General features: G+C 38.5%; 21 protein-coding genes and 1 tRNA gene. 21 read left to right on the top strand and 1 reads right to left on the bottom strand.

The annotated features are described in order from the left end of the window. Positions 1–2: 2 nt before the first annotated feature. From BLP54_RS02215 to BLP54_RS02245, 7 genes are all read left to right on the top strand, one after another. Complete coding sequence (locus BLP54_RS02215; protein ID WP_090166315.1) at positions 3–2165, top strand: RNA degradosome polyphosphate kinase; 2163 nt, start codon at positions 3–5, stop codon at positions 2163–2165. Continuing rightward, positions 2158–2973, top strand: coding sequence for a Cof-type HAD-IIB family hydrolase (locus BLP54_RS02220; RefSeq protein ID WP_176754437.1), 816 nt, complete (start codon positions 2158–2160; stop codon positions 2971–2973). Before BLP54_RS02215 ends, BLP54_RS02220 begins: the two co-directional genes overlap by 8 nt. 202 nt (positions 2974–3175) lie before the next feature. Continuing rightward, the gene (infC, locus tag BLP54_RS02225; RefSeq protein ID WP_090166319.1) at positions 3176–3673 is read left to right on the top strand and encodes a translation initiation factor IF-3; all 498 of its coding nucleotides are present in this window, start codon (positions 3176–3178) and stop codon (positions 3671–3673) included. An 18-nt stretch (positions 3674–3691) separates the two neighbouring features. Beyond that, entirely contained in the window at positions 3692–3889 is a 198-nt protein-coding gene (gene rpmI, locus BLP54_RS02230; protein WP_015549855.1) for a 50S ribosomal protein L35, read from the top strand. A gap of 44 nt (positions 3890–3933) precedes the next feature. Next, a complete protein-coding gene (gene rplT, locus BLP54_RS02235; protein ID WP_015549854.1) occupies positions 3934–4293 on the top strand; it encodes a 50S ribosomal protein L20 in 360 nt (119 codons plus the stop codon). A 211-nt stretch (positions 4294–4504) separates the two neighbouring features. After that, entirely contained in the window at positions 4505–5521 is a 1017-nt protein-coding gene (gene galE, locus BLP54_RS02240; protein WP_090166321.1) for a UDP-glucose 4-epimerase GalE, read from the top strand. Positions 5522–5612: 91 nt separating this feature from the next. Then, positions 5613–5684 (top strand) — tRNA-Glu (locus tag BLP54_RS02245). A gap of 36 nt (positions 5685–5720) precedes the next feature. Here the strand turns inward: BLP54_RS02245 and BLP54_RS02250 are convergent. Next, positions 5721–6890, bottom strand: a complete 1170-nt coding sequence (locus tag BLP54_RS02250; protein ID WP_090166323.1) for a tRNA(Met) cytidine acetate ligase — start codon at positions 6888–6890, stop codon at positions 5721–5723. Positions 6891–7086: 196 nt separating this feature from the next. On the opposite strand from BLP54_RS02250, the gene BLP54_RS02255 reads away from it, so the two are divergent. From BLP54_RS02255 to BLP54_RS02320, 14 genes are all read left to right on the top strand, one after another. Continuing rightward, complete coding sequence (locus tag BLP54_RS02255; protein ID WP_090166326.1) at positions 7087–8283, top strand: acetate/propionate family kinase; 1197 nt, start codon at positions 7087–7089, stop codon at positions 8281–8283. Between the two features lie 90 nt (positions 8284–8373). Then, positions 8374–8904, top strand: a complete 531-nt coding sequence (locus BLP54_RS02260) for a YceD family protein (protein ID WP_090166328.1) — start codon at positions 8374–8376, stop codon at positions 8902–8904. 1 nt (position 8905) lies between these two features. Continuing rightward, positions 8906–9085, top strand: coding sequence for a 50S ribosomal protein L32 (gene rpmF / locus BLP54_RS02265; protein ID WP_028246978.1), 180 nt, complete (start codon positions 8906–8908; stop codon positions 9083–9085). Between the two features lie 93 nt (positions 9086–9178). Then, positions 9179–10198 carry a phosphate acyltransferase PlsX gene (gene plsX / locus BLP54_RS02270; protein ID WP_090166330.1) on the top strand — a complete coding sequence of 340 codons (1020 nt, stop codon included), beginning with the start codon at positions 9179–9181 and terminating at the stop codon, positions 10196–10198. Positions 10199–10201: 3 nt separating this feature from the next. Further along, complete coding sequence (acpP, locus tag BLP54_RS02275) at positions 10202–10438, top strand: acyl carrier protein (RefSeq protein WP_015549845.1); 237 nt, start codon at positions 10202–10204, stop codon at positions 10436–10438. A gap of 68 nt (positions 10439–10506) precedes the next feature. Then, a complete protein-coding gene (gene rnc / locus BLP54_RS02280; protein ID WP_090166332.1) occupies positions 10507–11208 on the top strand; it encodes a ribonuclease III in 702 nt (233 codons plus the stop codon). A gap of 51 nt (positions 11209–11259) precedes the next feature. Next, the gene (smc, locus tag BLP54_RS02285; RefSeq protein WP_090166334.1) at positions 11260–14820 is read left to right on the top strand and encodes a chromosome segregation protein SMC; all 3561 of its coding nucleotides are present in this window, start codon (positions 11260–11262) and stop codon (positions 14818–14820) included. A gap of 2 nt (positions 14821–14822) precedes the next feature. After that, a complete protein-coding gene (gene ftsY / locus BLP54_RS02290) occupies positions 14823–15752 on the top strand; it encodes a signal recognition particle-docking protein FtsY (protein WP_090166336.1) in 930 nt (309 codons plus the stop codon). A gap of 20 nt (positions 15753–15772) precedes the next feature. After that, positions 15773–16984, top strand: coding sequence for a threonine ammonia-lyase (ilvA, locus tag BLP54_RS02295; RefSeq protein WP_090166338.1), 1212 nt, complete (start codon positions 15773–15775; stop codon positions 16982–16984). Between the two features lie 79 nt (positions 16985–17063). Next, positions 17064–17399, top strand: coding sequence for a YlxM family DNA-binding protein (ylxM, locus tag BLP54_RS02300; RefSeq protein WP_090166340.1), 336 nt, complete (start codon positions 17064–17066; stop codon positions 17397–17399). A gap of 3 nt (positions 17400–17402) precedes the next feature. Then, on the top strand, positions 17403–18743 hold the full coding sequence (gene ffh / locus BLP54_RS02305; protein ID WP_090166342.1) for a signal recognition particle protein: 1341 nt from the start codon (positions 17403–17405) through the stop codon (positions 18741–18743). Between the two features lie 50 nt (positions 18744–18793). Further along, a complete protein-coding gene (rpsP, locus tag BLP54_RS02310) occupies positions 18794–19036 on the top strand; it encodes a 30S ribosomal protein S16 (RefSeq protein WP_028246986.1) in 243 nt (80 codons plus the stop codon). A 33-nt stretch (positions 19037–19069) separates the two neighbouring features. Next, on the top strand, positions 19070–19306 hold the full coding sequence (locus BLP54_RS02315) for a KH domain-containing protein (RefSeq protein ID WP_028246987.1): 237 nt from the start codon (positions 19070–19072) through the stop codon (positions 19304–19306). A gap of 264 nt (positions 19307–19570) precedes the next feature. Continuing rightward, complete coding sequence (locus BLP54_RS02320) at positions 19571–20146, top strand: hypothetical protein (RefSeq protein WP_176754438.1); 576 nt, start codon at positions 19571–19573, stop codon at positions 20144–20146. Positions 20147–20177 lie beyond the last annotated feature (31 nt).

Genomic DNA, 20177 nt, shown 5'->3' on the forward strand with positions numbered 1-20177 from the left:
TCATGGCAAAGGTAAACATTTCTGATGCAAAATATTATGATAACCGAGAATTAAGCTGGCTGAAATTTGAAAGACGTGTTTTAAATGAGGCGACCAACAAAGAGTTGCCGATTTTAGAGCGCCTTAAATTTGTCAGCATTACATCCTCTAATTTGGATGAGTTCTTTATGGTCAGAGTTGCATCACTTAAGGATATGGAGCATGCTGGCTACACGAAACCTGACATTGCCGGAATGACTCCTACACAGCAGCTTATTGCCATTAATGAGAAGACTCGTGAGCTTGTAGATTTTCAATATCTTACTTTCAATAAATCCCTTACTCCTATTCTTAAGGAAAAGGGGATTATTATCTATGAAAAATATGAGGATTTGAATCAGGAACAATTGAAGTTTATTGATTCTTTCTTTATGAGTCAGGTGTATCCTGTACTTACTCCAATGGCCTTTGATGCTTCCCGTCCATTTCCTCTTATTAGAAATAAGTCCCTTAATATTGCAGCTCTAATTGAAAAGAAAAAGGATTCATTTGGAGCAGGAGCAGAAAGTGATGATGTAGAGTTTGCCACAGTTCAGGTGCCTTCAGTTTTACCTCGAATCGTACGACTTCCTTCAGATGATAAAGTGAATGATTGCTTTATTCTGTTGGAACAGATTATTGAGCGCAATATGGGAAAGCTGTTTCTTAATTATAATGTGGTTGCAGCATCGCCATACCGTATTATGAGAAATGCTGATTTTTCCATTGATGAAGAGGGAGCTGAGGATTTGCTTATTGAAATTGAAAAGCAAATAAAATCTCGTCAGTGGGGAGAAGTTATCCGTCTTGAGGTGGAGGCTTCTATAAATAAAAAGCTTCTTGCAATATTAAAAAAGAATCTTGGTGTTAACGAGATTGATATATATAAGATTAAAGGACCTATAGATCTCACTTTTTTGATGAAGTTATATGGTATAGAAGGACACAGTGATTTGAGACTTCCGGTCTTCAAACCTCAGGATAATCCTAGACTAAGACCAGGAGATAAGATATTTGATGAAATAAAAAAAGGAGATATCCTTTTGCATCATCCATATCAAACCTTTGACCCTGTTGTTGATTTTATTGCTCAGGCTGCTTTTGATCCGCAGGTTCTTGCTATTAAACAAACACTTTACAGAGTAAGTGGTAATTCTCCAATTATAGCAAGTCTTGCTCACGCAGCTGAAAATGGTAAACAGGTAACAGTACTTGTAGAGCTTAAGGCGAGATTTGATGAGGAAAATAATATTATTTGGGCTAAAAAGCTTGAAAAGGCCGGCTGCCATGTTATTTATGGTCTTGTAGGTCTTAAGACTCACTGTAAGATAGCTCTTGTTGTTCGCCGTGAAGAAGATGGTATCAGAAGATATGTACATCTTGGAACTGGTAACTATAATGATTCTACTGCTAAGCTTTATACAGACTGCGGTATGCTTACATGTCGTGAGTCTTACGGAGAAGATGCTACGGCTGTATTTAATATGCTTTCAGGTTATTCTGAGCCAGCAAGCTGGAATAAGTTGGTCTTAGCACCTTTATGGCTAAGAAATACATTTGTCCGCCTTATTGAAAGAGAAATAGATAATGCAAAAAATGGCAGAGAAGCCATTATTCTTGCTAAGATGAATTCGCTTTGTGATAAGGAAATTATTGAAAAGCTTTATGAAGCAAGCAATGCTGGTGTGAAGATTCATCTTATTATTCGTGGAATATGTTGTCTTAGAACAGCTATACCCGGCGTAAGCGAAAATATACATGTTTCTTCAATTGTTGGTACCTATCTGGAACATGCCCGTATCTTCTATTTCTATAATAATGGTCTTGAAGATATTTATATGGGTAGTGCCGACTGGATGCCTAGAAATCTTGACCGCCGTGTGGAGATTATGTTTCCAGTTGAAGATGAAATATTAAAATCTCAGGTTAAACATATTCTTGATGTTCAACTAGGTGATACTCTTAAAGCTTATGAGATGACAGGAGATGGAACCTATGTTAGAATTAAACCTCCGAGAGGTAAAAAGCCTGTGGGAGCGCAGGATACCTTCTGTAAGGAAGCAAAAAGGAATAATGAGCCAGAGATAGATTTCTTTAAAAAGAGGACTTTTGTTCCTATTCTGGCTAATGAGGTTTTTGATGAATAAGAAATTATTAGCCGTTGATATGGACGGTACACTTTTTAATGATGATAAGACTATTTCTAAGGAGAATTTAGAGGCAATCACAAAACTATTAGATGCAGGACATGCTTTTGCATTTAATACTGGTAGACCAAATCATGCTTTAAAAGAAATTTTATCTATATATGATGAATTCAAAAGAGATGATGTTTATATTTTAGGCCATCAGGGCATTATCGGTACTAAAATGATTAGCGATGAAACTCTTTTCAGTGACTGCATGGATGACAAAGATGCAATTGAGGTCATTTCAGAAGTCTTAAGATGTGGTTTTACTGTAGTTACCTTTGATGCTTCTCATATTTATACCTTTAATGATAACTGGTTCATTGAAAGCTACAAGAAACTTTCAGGTGAACAGCTTGTATATTTATCTAATATAGACGAGCTTAAAGGAAAAAATATCACAAAGCTTATTGCTATTGATTATGATCATCCAGAAGCACTTCAGGCCTTTAAAGATGATCATGCAGAGGTTTATGATGACAGATTTGAGAGCTTCTTTTCGCATTATGCGTTTCTTGAATATGTAAAGAAGGGCTCTGGAAAAGGCGATGGAGTTAAAAAACTTGCCGCTCGCCTTAATATATCAATATCTGATGTAGTTGCTGTTGGTGATGAACGTAATGACATCAGTATGGTAGAAGTTGCAGGTGTTGGTGTAGCCATGGCAAATGGAAGAGAGGAGCTTAAGGCTGTTGCTGATTATGTAACTGAAAATGATAATAATAATGCTGGTGTAGCAGAAGTAATTTATAAATATTTTCTTTAATATCAAAGAAACTGTTGACGTCAGCGGAATTCTATGTTAAATTACCTATGTTGTGAAAACAAAGTAGAGTATCCACTCTCACCTTAGCACATAAGTGACTCGGGTTTATACTTCACACAAACCTTGTTTGTGATGATTTATGGTGGATATTCTGTATCCACTATTTTTTTTATTTATTGGAGGTAGTACCATTAGCGATTTAATGATTAATGAGCAGATTCGCGACAAAGAAGTTCGTGTAATCAGCTCCGATGGGGAACAGCTTGGCATTATGTCAGCAAAGGAAGCTCAGAAGCTTGCAGATGACGAGGGCTTAGATCTCGTTAAGATTTCACCAAAAGCAAATCCACCAGTGTGCAAGATTGTAGATTACGGTAAGTACCGCTACGAGCAGGCACGTAAGGAAAAGGAAGCTAAGAAGAAGCAGCACGTTGTTGAGGTTAAAGAGATTCGTATGTCTCCAAACATCGATGCTAATGATATGAACACTAAGGTAAATGCAGCAAAGAAATTCATCTCTAAGGGTGATAAGGTTAAGGTAACACTTCGTTTCCGTGGCCGTGAGATGGCTCACATGCAGTCAAGCAAGCATATACTTGATGATTTTGCTGAGGCACTTGCTGATGTTGCAGTAGTGGAAAAGGCACCAAAGATTGAAGGCCGTTCTATGAGCCTGGTGCTTACAGAAAAGAAATCGTAATACAGGAGGAAAATTATCATGCCAAAGATGAAGACAAGAAGAGCAGCTGCAAAGCGCTTTAAGGTAACAGGAACAGGAAAGCTTAAGAGAAATAAGGCTTACAAGCGTCACATCTTAACCAAGAAGACAACAAAGAACAAGAGAAATCTTCGTCACGCTACAATTGTAGATGCTACAAACGTAAAGAACATGAAGAAAGTACTTCCATATCTCTAAAATTGATTTGGAACAGTTATTTATTTGGTTAGGAGGAATTTAAAATGGCAAGAGTTAAAGGCGGATTAAACGCTAAGAAAAGACATAATAGAACATTAAAGTTAGCAAAGGGTTACAGAGGTGCTAGAAGCAAGCAGTATCGTGTTGCAAAGCAGTCAGTTATGCGTGCCCTTACATCTTCATATGCAGGAAGAAAGCAGAAGAAGAGACAGTTCAGACAGCTTTGGATCGCTCGTATCAATGCTGCAGCTCGTATCAATGGACTTTCATATTCTAAGTTCATGTACGGTCTTAAGCTCGCTGGTGTTGAGATGAACAGAAAGATGCTCGCTGAGCTCGCTGTTAACGATGCAGAAGGTTTTGCAAAGCTCGTAGAGGTTGCAAAGGAAAAGGTTGCAGCTTAATATTTTTGGATGATAAGAGTCTTGGATTTATTCCAGGACTCTTTTTTGTTATGTTTTCATAAAGACACTTTATGATTTTTGTCTATTATCACAACAAAAGCCATTGAATATGCGCTTATATATATAAAAATGACTCTTTTTTTATTTCATTGTTTCTGTTATTCTTGAACATGGTTAACATAATTAGTTTAACTGAAGGAGGATATATATTATGGCAATTTTAGTTACAGGTGGAGCAGGCTTCATTGGTAGCCACACATGCGTTGAGCTCCAGCAGGCGGGTTATGACGTTGTAGTTTATGATAATCTTTCAAATGCGTCAGAGAAGTCTTTGGAAAGAGTTGAGGCTATTACTGGAAAGCCAGTTAAGTTTTACAAGGGAGATATCTTAGATAGAGATAGATTAAACGAGGTGTTTGAAAAAGAACAGCTCGATTCATGTATTCATTTCGCAGGTCTTAAGGCTGTAGGCGAGTCAGTTGTTAAGCCTTGGGAATATTATGAGAATAATATTGCTGGTACACTTACTCTTGTTGATGTTATGAGACAGCATGGCTGCAAGAACATTATTTTCTCATCATCTGCTACAGTTTATGGAGATCCAGCTGAGATACCTATCACAGAGAACTGTCCTAAGGGACAGTGTACAAACCCATACGGATGGACAAAGTCTATGCTTGAGCAGATTCTTTCTGATATGCAGAAGGCTGATCCAGAATGGAATGTAGTTCTTCTTCGTTACTTCAATCCAATTGGAGCGCATCCATCAGGAACAATGGGAGAGAATCCAAACGGTATTCCAAACAACCTTATGCCTTACATTACACAGGTGGCTGTAGGAAAGCTTCCTGAGCTTGGCGTATTTGGAAATGATTATGATACTCCAGATGGTACAGGCGTACGTGATTACATTCACGTTGTTGACCTTGCTAAGGGACATGTTAAGGCTCTTAAGAAGATTGAGGAGAATGCTGGTCTTAAGATTTATAATCTTGGTACAGGTGTAGGTTACTCAGTTCTTGATATTGTTAAGAACTTTGAGGCTGCCAACGACATTAAGATTCCTTATTCTATTAAGCCACGTCGTGCAGGTGATATTGCTACATGCTATTCAGATGCTACAAAGGCTAAAGAGGAGCTTGGATGGACAGCAGAGTACGGAATTAAAGAGATGTGCGCTGATTCATGGAGATGGCAGAAGAATAATCCTAATGGATACGCAGACTAAAAAATAAATTAAAAAAAGTGTTGACATAAGTCAATCTACATAGTATTATATGTCTTGTCGCTGAGGCAACAAGCCTTGCGACAGACAATATGGTTCCTTGGTCAAGCGGTTAAGACGTCGCCCTCTCACGGCGAAAACAGCGGTTCGATTCCGCTAGGAACTGCGAAAGTAAAGCACTCAGTTTTCTGAGTGCTTTTTGTTATATGTTTACTAAATCAAACTTTCTATTAAATTCATTGGGAAAGGTCATTCCTGTTTTTTCAGTTAAAATTGTTCTATAAATATCAGCTGCGAAAATATCGTGACTATCAATCTCGTCGGTAGGACTTGTAAGGAGTGGGGAGATTCCATTTTCTTTGACAGCTCCAAGATATTCTGCTCCCTTTTTGCTGAAACCTAGCATTCTTAAATAATTAATATATCCGGAAGCTTTTGCTTCTTCAAAATCATCTTGAGTTATATTTAACAAAATATGGCATAATACTCTGCTGATTCGAGAGTAAGCAATATTTTTGGTTTTTAATAAATCGCTGAATTGACTAAATGAAATATAATCCTTTAAATTGTTTTTTATTCTGTCAGCGAGATCAAAAGAGCAATCGAGGTATTTTTCATATTCTTTTTCTGTAATCAATTTATAGTGCAGGATTGATGAAATATCATCACTGCATACAGGCTTAAATTTTTCATAGATTGCTTTGGCCTCCTCAGGAACAGCTACAACAAGTTCTGTTTCTTTTAAATGAGCTCTTATGGCTGAAGCGGAGCTAAATTCTCCTGTGAGAGCTAATTCATTATATCCATTTCCCTGTCTTTTGATTATAGCTATTTTAAGTGGAAGTTTATTCTCGGCTATATAACGGCAATATTCTAATCCCAGGATGTTGTTAGGGTTAGATATTAGTTCTGATGGTATATGCTTTTCTAAGGCCTTTGAACGGGCTGTAGCGTAGCTGTCGCCTAAGGCCATAGATGCACTTATTTCATCGTCTAATTTACCAGATTTTTCCAATTCAACAAGCTTATTGGCAGCTTCTTTAAATAGATTTATATCATCTGATTCTGCTCCGAATAAAATCGTATCTACAATACCTGTATTTGCTAGAAGTTGAACGCTGGCTGCAGCGAATTCTCTTGCAGATGCGGTAGAGAAGATAGTAGGGATTTCAAACACGATATCAGCACCAGAAATAAGGGCTGCGTGTGCTCTTGTGTATTTATCGAAGCAGGCAATTTCTCCGCGCTGAGTAAAGCTGCCAGACATGGCAACAACAACAGCATCTGCCTTCAAAACATTTTTTGCATAATCTATCTGAAGTTTATGACCGTTATGGAACGGATTGTATTCTGCAACAATGCCTATAATCATTAGGTTTCCTCCTGATGAAAATATATATTAATATGATACACGTATTATATGGAATTCTCAAATAAACCTCACCATTGTTTTTCTTTAAAAACCTGTGTTTATTTCTGTTTTTTTCATATCTTTGTGCTATAATAAAATGTCGTTTGAACAAACATTAAAGAAAGATTAAAAATATATCAGAAAGGAAATAGCTATTATGAAGATTTTAGTTATCAACTGTGGTAGTTCATCTCTTAAGTATCAGGTAATTGATTCAGAGAGTGAGCAGGTACTTTGCAAAGGACTTTGTGAGAGAATTGGTATCGACGGACGTATCGTATACCAGAAGGAAGGTCTTGATAAGGAAATCACAGACATTCCTATGCCTACACATAAGGAGGCTGTTGCAGCTGTTATTGATGCAATCACAAATGCTAAGACAGGTGCTATCGCATCCCTTGATGAGATTGATGCTGTTGGACACAGAGTCGTACACGGCGGTGAGAAGTTTGCAGCTTCTGCACTTATTACAGATGAAATGATTAAGGTTGTAGAAGAGTGTAATGATCTTGCTCCACTTCACAACCCAGCAAATATTATTGGTATTAACGCATGCCGCGAGCTTATGCCAGGCAAGCCACAGGTAGGTGTATTCGATACAGCTTTCCATCAGTCAATGCCACAGGAAGCTTACATGTACGCTGTACCTTATAAGTATTACGAGCAGTATGGTGTTCGTCGTTATGGTTTCCACGGAACATCACACAGCTATGTATCAAAGAGAGTTTGCGAGTTTGCAAACGCTGACATCAACAATTCTAAGATTATCGTTTGCCACATCGGTAACGGTGCATCTTGCTGTGCAGTATTAAATGGAAAGTCTGTTGATACATCAATGGGTCTTTCTCCACTTGAGGGTCTTGTTATGGGTACTCGTTCAGGTGATATCGATCCTTCAGCTGTTGAATATATGGCTAAGAAGGAAGGCCTTGATTTTGCAGGCGTTATGAACGTACTTAACAAGGAGTCAGGTGCTCTTGGTATTTCTGGTATTTCATCAGATTTTAGAGATCTTATCGCTGCTTCAGGAGAGGGCAATAAGAGAGCAAAGCTTGCTATGGATATGATTGCTTATCGTATCGCTAAGTATGTAGGTGCTTATGCAGCTGCTATGAACGGTGTAGATATGATTTGCTTCACAGCAGGTCTTGGCGAGAACAATGCCGGCCTTCGTCAGGCAGTTTGTGATCACCTTGGATTCATGGGCGTTGAGCTTGATGCTTCAAGAAACGATGGTCCTTCAGAGGATAAGCTTATCTCTTCAGATTCTTCAAAGGTTAAGGTATTTGTTATCCCTACAAACGAAGAGGTTATGATTGCAAGAGATACAGCAGCTATCGTATCTGGAAAATAATTATTAAATTACGTCATAAATTTTGCAGAAAATGTTTGACAACTATATTTCTGCTATGTATAATTGACAAAGTGTGGATAGGAGATATTTATGAAGATTTCTATTAAGGATATTACTTCATTAACTGATCAAAATAAGAAGTTCGCAGGTTCCTGCGATATAAAAGATTTTTCTTATCTTGGCAGTGATTTTTCTATCAATCACATAGAGCCATTTGAAGTAGTTTTATCTATGATTGGAAATGGTAAGCTTCATATCACATTTAATACTGAAAGTACTATTTCAGGAGCGTGTGACAGATGCTTAACAGAAGTTACTTTTAAGGTTCCTGTTTCCGTTGATGAGACCATTCAGGTCACTGATGGAGAAGTGGTTCCTGATGAAGAGCTTGGTCCTTATTCATTTATTGATGAGGAGGACATCCTTGTAGATGAGCTAATTTTAAACGAGATCTTAGTGAATTTCCCGGCAAAGATATTGTGCCAGGATGACTGCAAGGGCATTTGCCCAGTTTGCGGAAAGAATCGTAACATTGAGGCCTGTGGCTGCGATGATACAGTTTTAGATCCTAGAATGGCACAATTTTTAGATGTCTTTAATAGCTTTAAGGAGGTGAAATAGCATGTCTATTTGTCCAAAGAACAAATCTTCTAAGGGAAGAAGAGATAAAAGAAGAGCAAATTGGAAGATGAGCAACCCTACTCTTGTTAAGTGCAGCAAGTGCGGCGAGCTTATGGTACCACACAGAGTTTGCAAGAACTGTGGTTCATACAACAAAAAAGAAATCATTACTGTAGAATAATTTACGTATTGAGTCGCCCCTCGTTAATCGAGGGGCTTTCTTTTTGGCGTCATTTCAAGTATACTTTTAACAGTATGTAAGAAAGGGAATGTTATGGGCGATTATACAGTTGTAGCGCTTGATGCCATGGGTGGAGACAATGCACCTTCAGAGATGGTAAAAGGCGCTGTAGATGCGGTAAATCTTAATAATGAAGTTAAGGTAATTCTTGTTGGAAAGGAAGATGCGATTAAGTCTGAATTACAGGCTTATCAGTATCCAACAGAACAGATTGAAATAAAGAATGCCACTGAAGTTATCGAAACAGCAGAGCATCCTGTTATGGCTATTAAGCGTAAGAAGGATTCTTCTATGGTAGTAGGCCTTCATCTTGTAAAAGATGGAGTTGCAGATGCCTTTGTTTCTGCTGGTAATTCAGGTGCACTTCTCACAGGTGGACTTGGTATTGTTGGTCGTATTCGTGGCATTGAGAGAGCTCCTTTTGGAGCACTATTCCCAGTTAAGACAGGAGTTGCGCTTCTTGCTGATTCAGGAGCCAATGTTGACTGTCGTGCCAGCCATCTTGTTCAGTTTGCCAAGATGGGCAGCATCTACATGGAAAAGGTAGTAGGTATTAAAAATCCTCGTGTTGCCATTGTAAATGTTGGCGCAGAAGAGGAAAAAGGTAATGCTCTTGTAAAAGAGACTATGCCACTATTAAAAGAATGCAAGGATATAAATTTCATTGGAAGTATAGAAGCCAGAGAGATTCCAAACGGTTACGCAGATGTTATTGTTTGCGACGGCTTCGTTGGAAATGTAATTTTAAAGCTTTATGAAGGCTTGGCAGGTACTCTTGTTTCTATTATTAAGTGTGGTCTTATGAGCACACTTCGCTCGAAGATTGGCGCAGCACTTGCTCTTCCAGCTCTTAAGAAGACTTTAAAGAGCTTTGATGCTACTCAGTATGGCGGAGCTCCACTTCTTGGTTTAAAGGGGCTTGTAGTTAAGACTCACGGTAGTGCTAAGGCAGGCGAAGTAAAGAACACTATTTTCCAGTGTATTGCTTTTAAGGAGCAGAAGATTAACGAGCATATCCAGAATAATATAGTTATAGAGAAAAAGGAGGACTAGAAAATGGAATTCGATTTACTTAAGGAGATTATTGCAGAGGTATTAAATGTAGATACAGCTGAGATTAAGCCAGAGACAACATTTGTTGATGATTTAGGTGCTGATTCCCTTGATGTATTCCAGATTATCATGGGCGTTGAGGAGAAGCTTAACATCGAGGTTGATACAGATGCAGCTGAGAAGCTTTCAACTGTTGGTGATGCTGTAGAGCTTATTAAGAAGACTGTAGCAGAAAAGTAATTTAAAAAGTTCAAAGCATCCAGCTTTGGCTGGATGCTTTATTTTACTCATATACAGGAGGTATTATTTTGAAGGATTTAAAAGAGTTTCAAAAGACTATCGGATATGAGTTTAGAGACGAAAGCTTATTACGTCAGGCACTTACACACAGTTCTTACGCTAACGAACACCATATGAAGAAACTCTCTGATAACGAGAGACTTGAGTTCCTTGGTGATGCAGTGCTTGAGATAGTATCGAGTGAGTTTTTGTATCTAAATTACACCGATTTAAACGAGGGAAAGCTTTCAAGGCTTAGAGCCAGCATTGTATGCGAGCCAACCCTTGCTTATATCTGCAAGGAGATTAATCTTGGAGATTATGTTCTCCTTTCTAAAGGTGAGGATATGACAGGTGGACGCAATCGTAAGTCTATTTTGTCAGATGCCTTCGAGGCTACTATTGGTGCCATCTTTTTAGATGGTGGTATGGAGCCAGCATCTAAGTATATCCATCGTTTTGTATTAAATGATATTGAACACAAGCAGTTGTTCTACGATAGCAAGACCCGTTTGCAGGAGGTTGTTCAGGCTAATTTCAAGGAGGCTCTTACTTATGAGCTGATTTCAGAATCAGGCCCAGACCATGCAAAGCAGTTTGAGGTTCGCGCTATGGTAGGCACTCGTGTCCTTGGCACAGGCGTAGGCAGCACAAAAAAGGCTGCCGAGCAGGAAGCTGCCTACGAAGGCCTCATGCGTCTACACAAAGAAGATTCTATAAAGATAATTTAGGCTATTAGATGAGCTGGTAGGGGAGTAGAGAAAAATTTCAGGGAGAAAAAAATGTATTTAAAAAGTATAGAATTATATGGATTTAAGTCTTTTGCGCATAAGATGAAGTTTGAATTCCATAATGGAATCACCGGTATCGTTGGTCCTAATGGTTCCGGAAAATCAAACGTTGCTGATGCAGTTAGATGGGTTCTTGGTGAACAGTCTGCAAAGCAGCTTCGTGGTGCTTCTATGCAGGATGTTATCTTTGCAGGTACAGAGGCAAGAAAGCCACTTTCATATGCTTATGTTGCACTTACCATGGACAATTCCGACCATGTGCTTCCAGTAGATTATGAAGAGGTTACAATTGCAAGACGAGTTTATCGTTCAGGTGAGAGCGAATACCTTTTAAATGGTACACCATGCCGTCTTAAAGATGTTGCTGAGCTTTTCTATGATACTGGTGTAGGTAAGGAAGGTTATTCTATTATCGGACAGGGCCAGATTGAAAAGATTCTTTCTGGTAAGCCAGAAGATAGACGAGAGCTTTTTGATGAAGCTGTTGGTATCGTTAAATATAAAAAGAGAAAAGCAGCGTCTGTTAAGAAGCTTGAAAATGAGCGTGAGAATCTGGTTCGTGTAAATGATATTTTATCAGAACAGGAAAGAAGAATTGGGCCACTTGAGAAGCAGTCAGAGGATGCTAAAAAATATCTTAAGTTCAAAGAGGATTTAAAGAAGCTTGATGTTAATGCCTTCCTTTTAGAGGTTGACAGGCTCAACACAAATCTTGAAGAAGTCGAGAAGAACTCTAAGATTGCAAATGAACAGCTTGAGGCAAGCAAGGCTTCACAAGAAGATATTCGTGTCAAATACGATGCCTTAGAGCAGGAAATCACAGAACTTGATGAAAAGATTGAAAGCTTAAAGCAACAGCAGTCTGACTCTACACTTCTCAAAGGAAAGCTTGAAAACGAGATTGCCCTTTTAGAGGAAAAGATTCGCTCAGCTAATGCTACAGATGAAAGCCTTTCAGCTCGTGTAGCTGAAATTGAAGCTGACAAGAAAGATAAAGAGGAACAGGTTGCTGGATTTAAGTCAGAAAAGGAATCCCTTGATAAGACTTTAGAAGAAGCTGTAGAACGTCTCAATGCTGTTAAGAGCAACTATTCTGATTTACAGAATGCAATTGTTGCAAATAATGAAAAGATTGATGCTGATAATAAAGCTATTATGGAGCTCCTTAATAATAGAGCTTCTATTAAGTCTAAGGAGCAGCGTCTTGAGACAATGCTCGAGCAGACAAATATTCGCAAGGCGAAGCTTACTCAGCGTCTTTTAGAGAGAAAGACTCGTGAGGAAGATTTGGATTCTGCTGTTGCAGCTGCAGAAGAAGAATTTAAAAATGCTCAGAGCTTACTTTTAGAGCTTCAGGATAAGGATAAAGAGCTTTCTGAAAAAGCTGCAGAATGGAAAGAAAAGAATCGTAAGAATTTTGCAGATTTACAGGCCAAGAAGGATGAGTTCGCAAGAGTTCAGACACGTCTTGAGTCTGTTAAGAATATTGCTGAGCGTTATGAGGGATATGGTAATTCTACTCGTAAGGTAATGGAGCAGAAGGGTAAGATTAAGGGCATCGAAGGTGTTGTTTCTGATCTTATCCATGTAGAAAAGAAATATGAGATGGCCATCGAGACAGCTCTTGGGGGAAACATCCAGAATATTGTTACAGCTGACGAGGCTTGTGCTAAGGAGCTTATTCGCTTCCTTAAGGATAATAAGCTTGGCCGTGCCACCTTCCTTCCACTTACATCTGTAGACGGACGTGGCAACTTCAAGAAGACAGAGGTTCTTAATGAAAAAGGTGTACTTGGTCTTGCTTCTGAACTTGTTACCTGCGACAGCAAATTCGATGGCGTTGTGGCTTACTTACTTGGAAGAGTTGTTGTTACTGATAATATTGATTCAGCTATTGCCCTTGCAAAGAAGAACAACTATAGCATTCATATTGTTACAGTAGATGGCGAGTATCTTGCTCCAGGTGGTTCCATGACTGGTGGTCATTTCAAGAACAAGTCAAATCTTCTTGGAAGAAACCGTGAAATCGAGGAGCTTGAGGAGAAGCTTGATGTTCTCTCTAAGGAAATGGATGATCTGAAGAAGCGAGCTGATGACATTGAGACAGCAGCTGGTCTTCTTGAAGCTGATAGAGAGGATAACACGGCAAAACTTAACGAAGCAGCTATTGCTCTTAATACAGCAAAGCTCGGATTAGATCGTGCTAACGAGCAGAAGAAGGAAAGTCTTACTGCTTATGAAGGCCTTTCAAAGGAAAGCGAAGAGCTTGAGGCACAGCTTACTGAAATTGCTGCAGGTAAGAAAGAGATTGATTTCGAAAAGAAAGAATCTGAGGATAAAGAGGCTGAGCTTAAGGCTGAAATCCAGAAGCTTTCTGATGAAGTTGATGAGAAGACTTACATGGAGACATCTGTTAACAGAACCATGTCTGAAGTTCTCATTGAAGAGGCTAACGCTAGAAGCAATGTTGATTTCGTTCAGCAGAATATCGACCGTGTTATATCAGAAATTGAAAAATGCGACAGCGATATTGCTTCTATCAAGGAAAATGCTAAATCTTCAAAGGATGAAATAGAGACTAATACAAAGCGTATAGAAGAGATTAAGGCTACAATCTCTGCATCTGATGATTCCTTTGGTCAGCTTGAGACTGAAATCAAAGAGAATGTTGAGAAGCGTGATAATCTTAATAATTCTCACAAGAATTTCTTCGAGCAGCGTCAGGAGATTTCTGACAGAATCTCTGAATTGGATAAGGAAATCTATCGTCTTGATTCTCAGAAAGAGAAGATTAACGATTCTATTTCTTATCAGAATAATTATATGTGGAATGAGTATGAGCTTACTTACCACAATGCAGAAGAGATGAAGGATCCTGAACTTAATGATCTTGATCAGATGAAGAAGGATGCTAATAAGATTAAGAACTCTATACGTGCAATGGGCAATGTTAATGTTAATGCTATCGAAGAGTTCAAGGAGCTTTCTGAAAGATACAACTTCCTTAAGGGGCAGCATGATGATCTTGTTGAGGCAGAGGCTTCTCTTGTTCGTATCATTGAAGAGCTTGATGAGGGAATGAGAAAGCAGTTTGCTGAAGGCTTTAAGGATATTCAGGTACAGTTTGATAAGGCTTTCAAGGAGCTTTTTGGAGGTGGTCATGGTACCTTAGAGCTTGTTGACAGTGAGGATCTTCTTGAGACAGGTATTATTATTAATGCCCAACCACCTGGAAAGAAACTTATCAATATGATGCAGATGTCCGGAGGTGAGAAGTCACTTACAGCTATTGCATTGTTATTTGCAATTCAGAATCTTAAGCCATCACCATTCTGTCTTCTTGACGAGATTGAAGCGGCTCTTGATGATGCAAACGTAGACAGATTTGCAAATTACTTACATAAGCTCACAAAGAATACTCAGTTTATTGTTATCACACACCGTCGTGGTACAATGAACGCTGCTGACAGACTTTTCGGTATTACAATGCAGGAAAAGGGTGTATCAGCACTTGTATCAGTAAATCTTATAGAATCACAGTTGGATGATTAGTTATGGCAGAAAAAATACCATTTTGGAAACGTCTCGTTAAGGGACTTACAAAGACAAGAGATAATTTTATAAAATCCATGGATTATATTTTTAATGGATTTTCAAACATCGATGAGGACTTCTACGAGGAATTGGAAGAAGTCCTTATCATGGGCGATATTGGTGTGCGTACCACAGAAACTATTCTTGATGATCTTAAGGATGCAGTTAAGAAAGAGCACATCAAAGAGCCTGCAGAGTGTAAGGAATTTCTTATTAATGAAATCAAGGAGCAGATGTCTTTAGATGAGACAAGTTTTGATTTCGAAAAGAAGACATCTGTTGTGCTGGTTATTGGTGTAAATGGCGTAGGAAAGACTACTACTATTGGAAAGCTTGCTGGAAAGCTTAAGGCTAACGGTAAGAAAGTTATGGTAGCAGGCGCCGACACCTTTAGAGCAGCAGCTTCTGACCAGCTAAAGGAATGGGCAGACAGAGCAAACGTTGATTTTGTAGGAGGACCAGAAGGTTCGGACCCAGCAGCGGTAGTTTATGATGCGGTTCATGCTGCAAAGGCCCGTGGTATTGATGTACTTTTAGTAGATACAGCAGGTCGTCTCCATAATAAGAAAAACCTTATGAATGAGCTCTCTAAGATTAACAGCACCATCACTAAGGAATTTCCAGAAGCTTATAGAGAGACACTTATTGTTCTTGACGGAACAACAGGTCAAAATGCTCTCGTTCAGGCTAAGGAATTTTCTGAGGTTACAGATATTTCTGGTATTGTTCTTACAAAACTTGATGGAACAGCAAAAGGAGGTATTGCAATTGCAATACAATCTGAGTTAAAATTACCGGTAAAATACATTGGTGTTGGAGAAACAATAGACGACTTAGAAAAGTTCAACGCAGACGAATTTGTTAATGCTTTGTTCTACGCTGAACAGTAAGCGTCAGTAAGGGAGAAAAAATGCTTACTTTAGACAAATTTGAAGAGGCCTCAAAGATTGTCACAGAGGTCACACACGAGACAAAACTTATTTACAGTGACTATTTCAGCGAGAAATCTGGTAACGATGTATATCTGAAGCCAGAAAATATGCAGCTAACAGGAGCTTACAAGCTTCGCGGTGCATATTACAAGATTAGTACTCTCACAGATGAGGAGAGAGCAAAAGGACTTATTACAGCATCAGCTGGTAATCATGCTCAGGGTGTTGCTTACGCAGCTCAAAAATATGGTGTCAAGGCTACAATTGTAATGCCTACTACCACACCTCTTATCAAGGTTAACCGCACAAAGAGCTACGGTGCGGAAGTAGTTCTTTATGGTGATGTTTATGATGAGGCATGTGATTATGCATATAAGCTTGCAGATGAGCACGGCTACACATTCATTCATCCTTTTGATGATTTGGCTGTAGCTACAGGACAGGGTACTATTGCAATGGAAATTTTTAAAGAGCTTCCACTTGTAGAGTACATTTTAGTTCCAGTTGGTGGTGGCGGTCTTGCTACCGGTGTTTCTACACTTGCAAAGCTTCTTAATCCAAAGATTAAAGTAATAGGTGTTGAGCCTAGCGGAGCAGCTTCTTTACAGGCTTCCTTTGATAAAGGAGCAGTTACAACACTTCCTTCTGTAAATACTATTGCAGATGGTACTGCGGTTAAGACTCCAGGTTCAAATATATTCCCATATCTTCAAGAGAATATCGATGAGATTATCACAGTTGATGATGATGAGCTTATCGTAGCCTTCCTTGATATGGTTGAAAATCATAAGATGATTGCTGAAAACTCAGGCCTTCTTACAGTTGCAGCTTTAAATCATCTTAATATTAAAGGTAAGAGAGTAGTTTCTGTTATCTCTGGTGGTAATATGGATGTTATTACCATGTCTTCTGTTGTTCAGCAGGGGCTTATCTTCAGAGATAGAATTTTCACAGTATCTGTACTTCTTCCTGATAAGCCAGGTATGCTTGCAAAGGTTTCTCAGGTTATTGCTGATAATCAGGGTAATGTAATCAAGCTTGAGCATAATCAGTTTGTTACTACAAACCGTTCAGCTGCTGTTGAGCTTCGCATTACACTTGAAGCATTTGGAACAGATCACAAGGGACAGATTATCAAGGCTCTTGATGAAGGCGGATACAAACCTAAGATTGTTAGAACTTCACTTTAATTTTTTTAAGTGTCAAGTAAAAGTACTTGACACTTATTTGTTTATATAGTATATTAATCTGCGGTGATAAAGGAGAGTCATGGAAGATAAGATTAAATCAGGATATTTATATGATTTCTACGGCGAATTGCTCACAGAGCGCCAGCGTAGCGTATATGAGATGAGTATCAATGATGATTTGTCTTTATCTGAAATTGCTGACACTTTATCAATATCTCGACAGGCAGTTCATGATATCATCAAAAGATGTGATCATCAGCTTCAGGAGTATGAAGATAAGCTCCATTTAGTTGATAAATTCATGAACATCAGGGGAGATGTTTTGAAGATTAACAAGCTTACATCTTCAGAGCCTGGCAAAGATACTTTAGCTGAGATTTCCCGTTTATCGACATTGATTTTAGAGGAATTATAATATATGGCTTTTGACTCACTTTCAGAGAAGCTTCAAGGAGTATTTAAAAATCTCCGTAGCAAGGGTCGACTTTCAGAGGCAGATGTTAAGGCTGCTTTAAAAGAAGTAAAGATGGCATTGCTTGAAGCGGATGTTAATTTCAAAGTTGTAAAACAGTTTACTAACACTGTCACAGAAAGAGCTATTGGTTCAGATGTTATGAACGGCTTAAATCCTGGACAGATGGTTATAAAGATTGTAAACGAAGAGCTTGTTAATCTTATGGGCTCAGAGGTTACAGATATTACTTATGGCACAGGCGGAGCTATTACCACTATCATGATGGTTGGTCTTCAGGGTGCCGGTAAAACTACCACTACAGCAAAGCTTGCCGGAAAGGTTAAGCAGCGTGGAAAGAAGCCACTTTTGGTTGCCTGCGATATTTACAGACCAGCCGCTATTGAGCAGTTACAGATCAATGGTAAAAAGCAGGACGTAGAGGTTTTCTCCTTGGGAGACAAGGAAAAGCCTGTAAAGATTGCAAAAGAGGCTATGGATTATGCTAAGAAGAACGGTTTTGATGTAGTCATTTTCGATACAGCAGGTCGTCTTCATATAGATGAGGATATGATGAATGAGCTCGCAGCTATTAAGAGCAATATCGACATCCTCAACACTATTTTAGTAGTTGATGCCATGACAGGTCAGGATGCAGTTAATGTATCTCAGACCTTTGATGAAAAGATTGGTATCGATGGCGTTATCATCACAAAGCTTGATGGTGATACACGAGGCGGTGCAGCCCTTTCTATCAAGGCTGTTACAGGAAAGCCTATTTTATTCGCTGGTATGGGTGAAAAGCTTTCAGATTTAGAGCAGTTCCATCCAGACCGTATGGCAAGCCGAATCCTTGGAATGGGAGATGTTTTATCACTCATAGAAAAGGCTGAGGCAGAAATCGATAAGGATGCAGCTCTTGCACTTACAAAGAAAGTTAAGAAAGCGTCATTTGATTTCAATGATTATCTCACTTCAATGGAGCAGATGAAGAAGCTTGGGGGGCTCACCTCAATTCTTGGTATGATGCCAGGTATGAATGCTTCTCAGATGGCACAGCTTGAAAATGCAGTGGATGATAAAAAGCTTGCTCACATAGAAGCTATCATCCTTTCTATGACTCCGGCAGAGCGTGAGAATCCAAAATTACTAAATCCTAGCAGAAAGCACAGAATTGCTGCTGGAGCTGGTTTAGATATAGCAGAGGTTAATCGCTTCATTAAACAGTTTGAGCAATCAAAGAAAATGATGAAGCAAATGCCGAATATGATGGGAAAAGGACGACGTGGAATGCGTTTTCCATTTTAACCGTTAGTAATTTATTAATTTATTGTTTTATTTAACAGGAGGAATTAAAAATGGCAGTAAAGATTAGATTAAAGAGAATGGGTCAGAAGAAGAGACCAATCTACAGAATCGTAGTAGCAGACGCTAGAGCACCACGTGATGGTAGAAACATCGATGAGATCGGTACATATGATCCAAATCAGGAGCCAGCTGAGGTAACAGTTGATACAGAGGCAGCTAAGAAGTGGATTGCTAATGGTGCAAAGCCAACTGAGACAGTTGCAAGACTTTTCAAGCAGGCTGGTGTTCAGTAATCATTCACAATCGAAAGGTAGAGGAATATAGTGATGAAAGAATTAGTTGAAGTAATTGCTAAGTCACTTGTAGACAATCCAGAAGAGGTTGTTGTTTCCGAGAAAGAAGACGCTAAGTCAATTGTTGTTGAGCTTCGCGTTGCACCTTCAGATATGGGAAAGGTTATTGGAAAACAGGGTAGAATCGCAAAGGCTATACGTGCGGTTGTTAAGGCTGCAGCCTCAAAGATTGACAAGAAGGTTATTGTTGACATTGTAGATGTTAACTAAATCAAATATGGACCCGAAGCAATTTGGGTCCATATATTTTGACAATATTGTTTATTTAGGGATACAATACTCTAACACTTTAGTCCATAAAAGCGATAAACTGTTAAACAAACCCCGTAAATTCACAGTTTCTTCACTTTTTGTATTTTTATTCACTGGTGTGAATAAAAATTGCTATTGAATACTTTAAAGTAATAAACTACAATAGCTTCTATGAACAAGGGCGTTCTTAAACCTTGTTTTTTTGTTACCTATAATGTCCGCGTGGCACTTACATATGTTTTTTTAGTTATGTTGTTTAACAAGTATAAAGATGATTACAAACAGGTACAAAGTATTGGCCTGGATGGCAAATTACGTACCGTTACATTTTACGAAGGAAGCTATTTCGAACTTCCTTATGATGAAAAACAGTTCAATAAATACAAGCTTGTATGCGCTGGCTTTTCACTTTTGTTTATACTTATATTTTTAGGAGCTGGTCTTATTAATCCAGATTCATCAAAAACAGCCTGGATTGTATTTCCGTATTTCTTCTTGTTCCTTCCTATAGGATTTAATCTTCTTGGTACTTTTAATCTATTAGGTCAAAAGTGCAGAATGGAAAAGGCAGGATATGAAGAAAGCATAATAAGATTAAAGAAGAGCTCTATGGCCATTTTAATATTGGCAGCTATAAATATAATTTTGGATTTAATATTTATATGTATAAATCATAATATAAATTTTGTTATAGAATTTTCTTATATTGCGATATTACTTTTGCTTATAGCCTCAGTTGTTGCATTTGGTGTAAAATATGACAAAATGTTTGGAGGGGTAATTAGGAACTCCAATTAAAAAGTTAATTTGCTCCCGGGAATATATTAAG

This window comes from Pseudobutyrivibrio sp. 49, from assembly GCF_900100545.1.
In the GTDB taxonomy this organism is placed as follows: Bacteria; Bacillota; Clostridia; order Lachnospirales; family Lachnospiraceae; genus Pseudobutyrivibrio.

Bases quoted from the DNA above. Each gene is read 5' to 3' on its own strand.
- galE (WP_090166321.1), top strand. From the start codon at position 4,505: ATGGCAATTTTAGTTACAGGTGGAGCAGGCTTCATTGGTAGCCACACA.
- rpsP (WP_028246986.1), top strand. From the start codon at position 18,794: ATGGCAGTAAAGATTAGATTAAAGAGAATGGGTCAGAAGAAGAGACCA.
- BLP54_RS02215 (WP_090166315.1), top strand. From the start codon at position 3: ATGGCAAAGGTAAACATTTCTGATGCAAAATATTATGATAACCGAGAA.
- plsX (WP_090166330.1), top strand. From the start codon at position 9,179: ATGGGCGATTATACAGTTGTAGCGCTTGATGCCATGGGTGGAGACAAT.
- ftsY (WP_090166336.1), top strand. From the start codon at position 14,823: ATGGCAGAAAAAATACCATTTTGGAAACGTCTCGTTAAGGGACTTACA.
- ffh (WP_090166342.1), top strand. From the start codon at position 17,403: ATGGCTTTTGACTCACTTTCAGAGAAGCTTCAAGGAGTATTTAAAAAT.
- smc (WP_090166334.1), top strand. From the start codon at position 11,260: ATGTATTTAAAAAGTATAGAATTATATGGATTTAAGTCTTTTGCGCAT.
- infC (WP_090166319.1), top strand. From the start codon at position 3,176: ATGATTAATGAGCAGATTCGCGACAAAGAAGTTCGTGTAATCAGCTCC.
- acpP (WP_015549845.1), top strand. From the start codon at position 10,202: ATGGAATTCGATTTACTTAAGGAGATTATTGCAGAGGTATTAAATGTA.
- rpmI (WP_015549855.1), top strand. From the start codon at position 3,692: ATGCCAAAGATGAAGACAAGAAGAGCAGCTGCAAAGCGCTTTAAGGTA.
- rpmF (WP_028246978.1), top strand. From the start codon at position 8,906: ATGTCTATTTGTCCAAAGAACAAATCTTCTAAGGGAAGAAGAGATAAA.
- BLP54_RS02220 (WP_176754437.1), top strand. From the start codon at position 2,158: ATGAATAAGAAATTATTAGCCGTTGATATGGACGGTACACTTTTTAAT.
- BLP54_RS02315 (WP_028246987.1), top strand. From the start codon at position 19,070: ATGAAAGAATTAGTTGAAGTAATTGCTAAGTCACTTGTAGACAATCCA.
- rplT (WP_015549854.1), top strand. From the start codon at position 3,934: ATGGCAAGAGTTAAAGGCGGATTAAACGCTAAGAAAAGACATAATAGA.
- ylxM (WP_090166340.1), top strand. From the start codon at position 17,064: ATGGAAGATAAGATTAAATCAGGATATTTATATGATTTCTACGGCGAA.
- BLP54_RS02255 (WP_090166326.1), top strand. From the start codon at position 7,087: ATGAAGATTTTAGTTATCAACTGTGGTAGTTCATCTCTTAAGTATCAG.
- BLP54_RS02250 (WP_090166323.1), bottom strand. From the start codon at position 6,890: ATGATTATAGGCATTGTTGCAGAATACAATCCGTTCCATAACGGTCAT.
- BLP54_RS02260 (WP_090166328.1), top strand. From the start codon at position 8,374: ATGAAGATTTCTATTAAGGATATTACTTCATTAACTGATCAAAATAAG.
- ilvA (WP_090166338.1), top strand. From the start codon at position 15,773: ATGCTTACTTTAGACAAATTTGAAGAGGCCTCAAAGATTGTCACAGAG.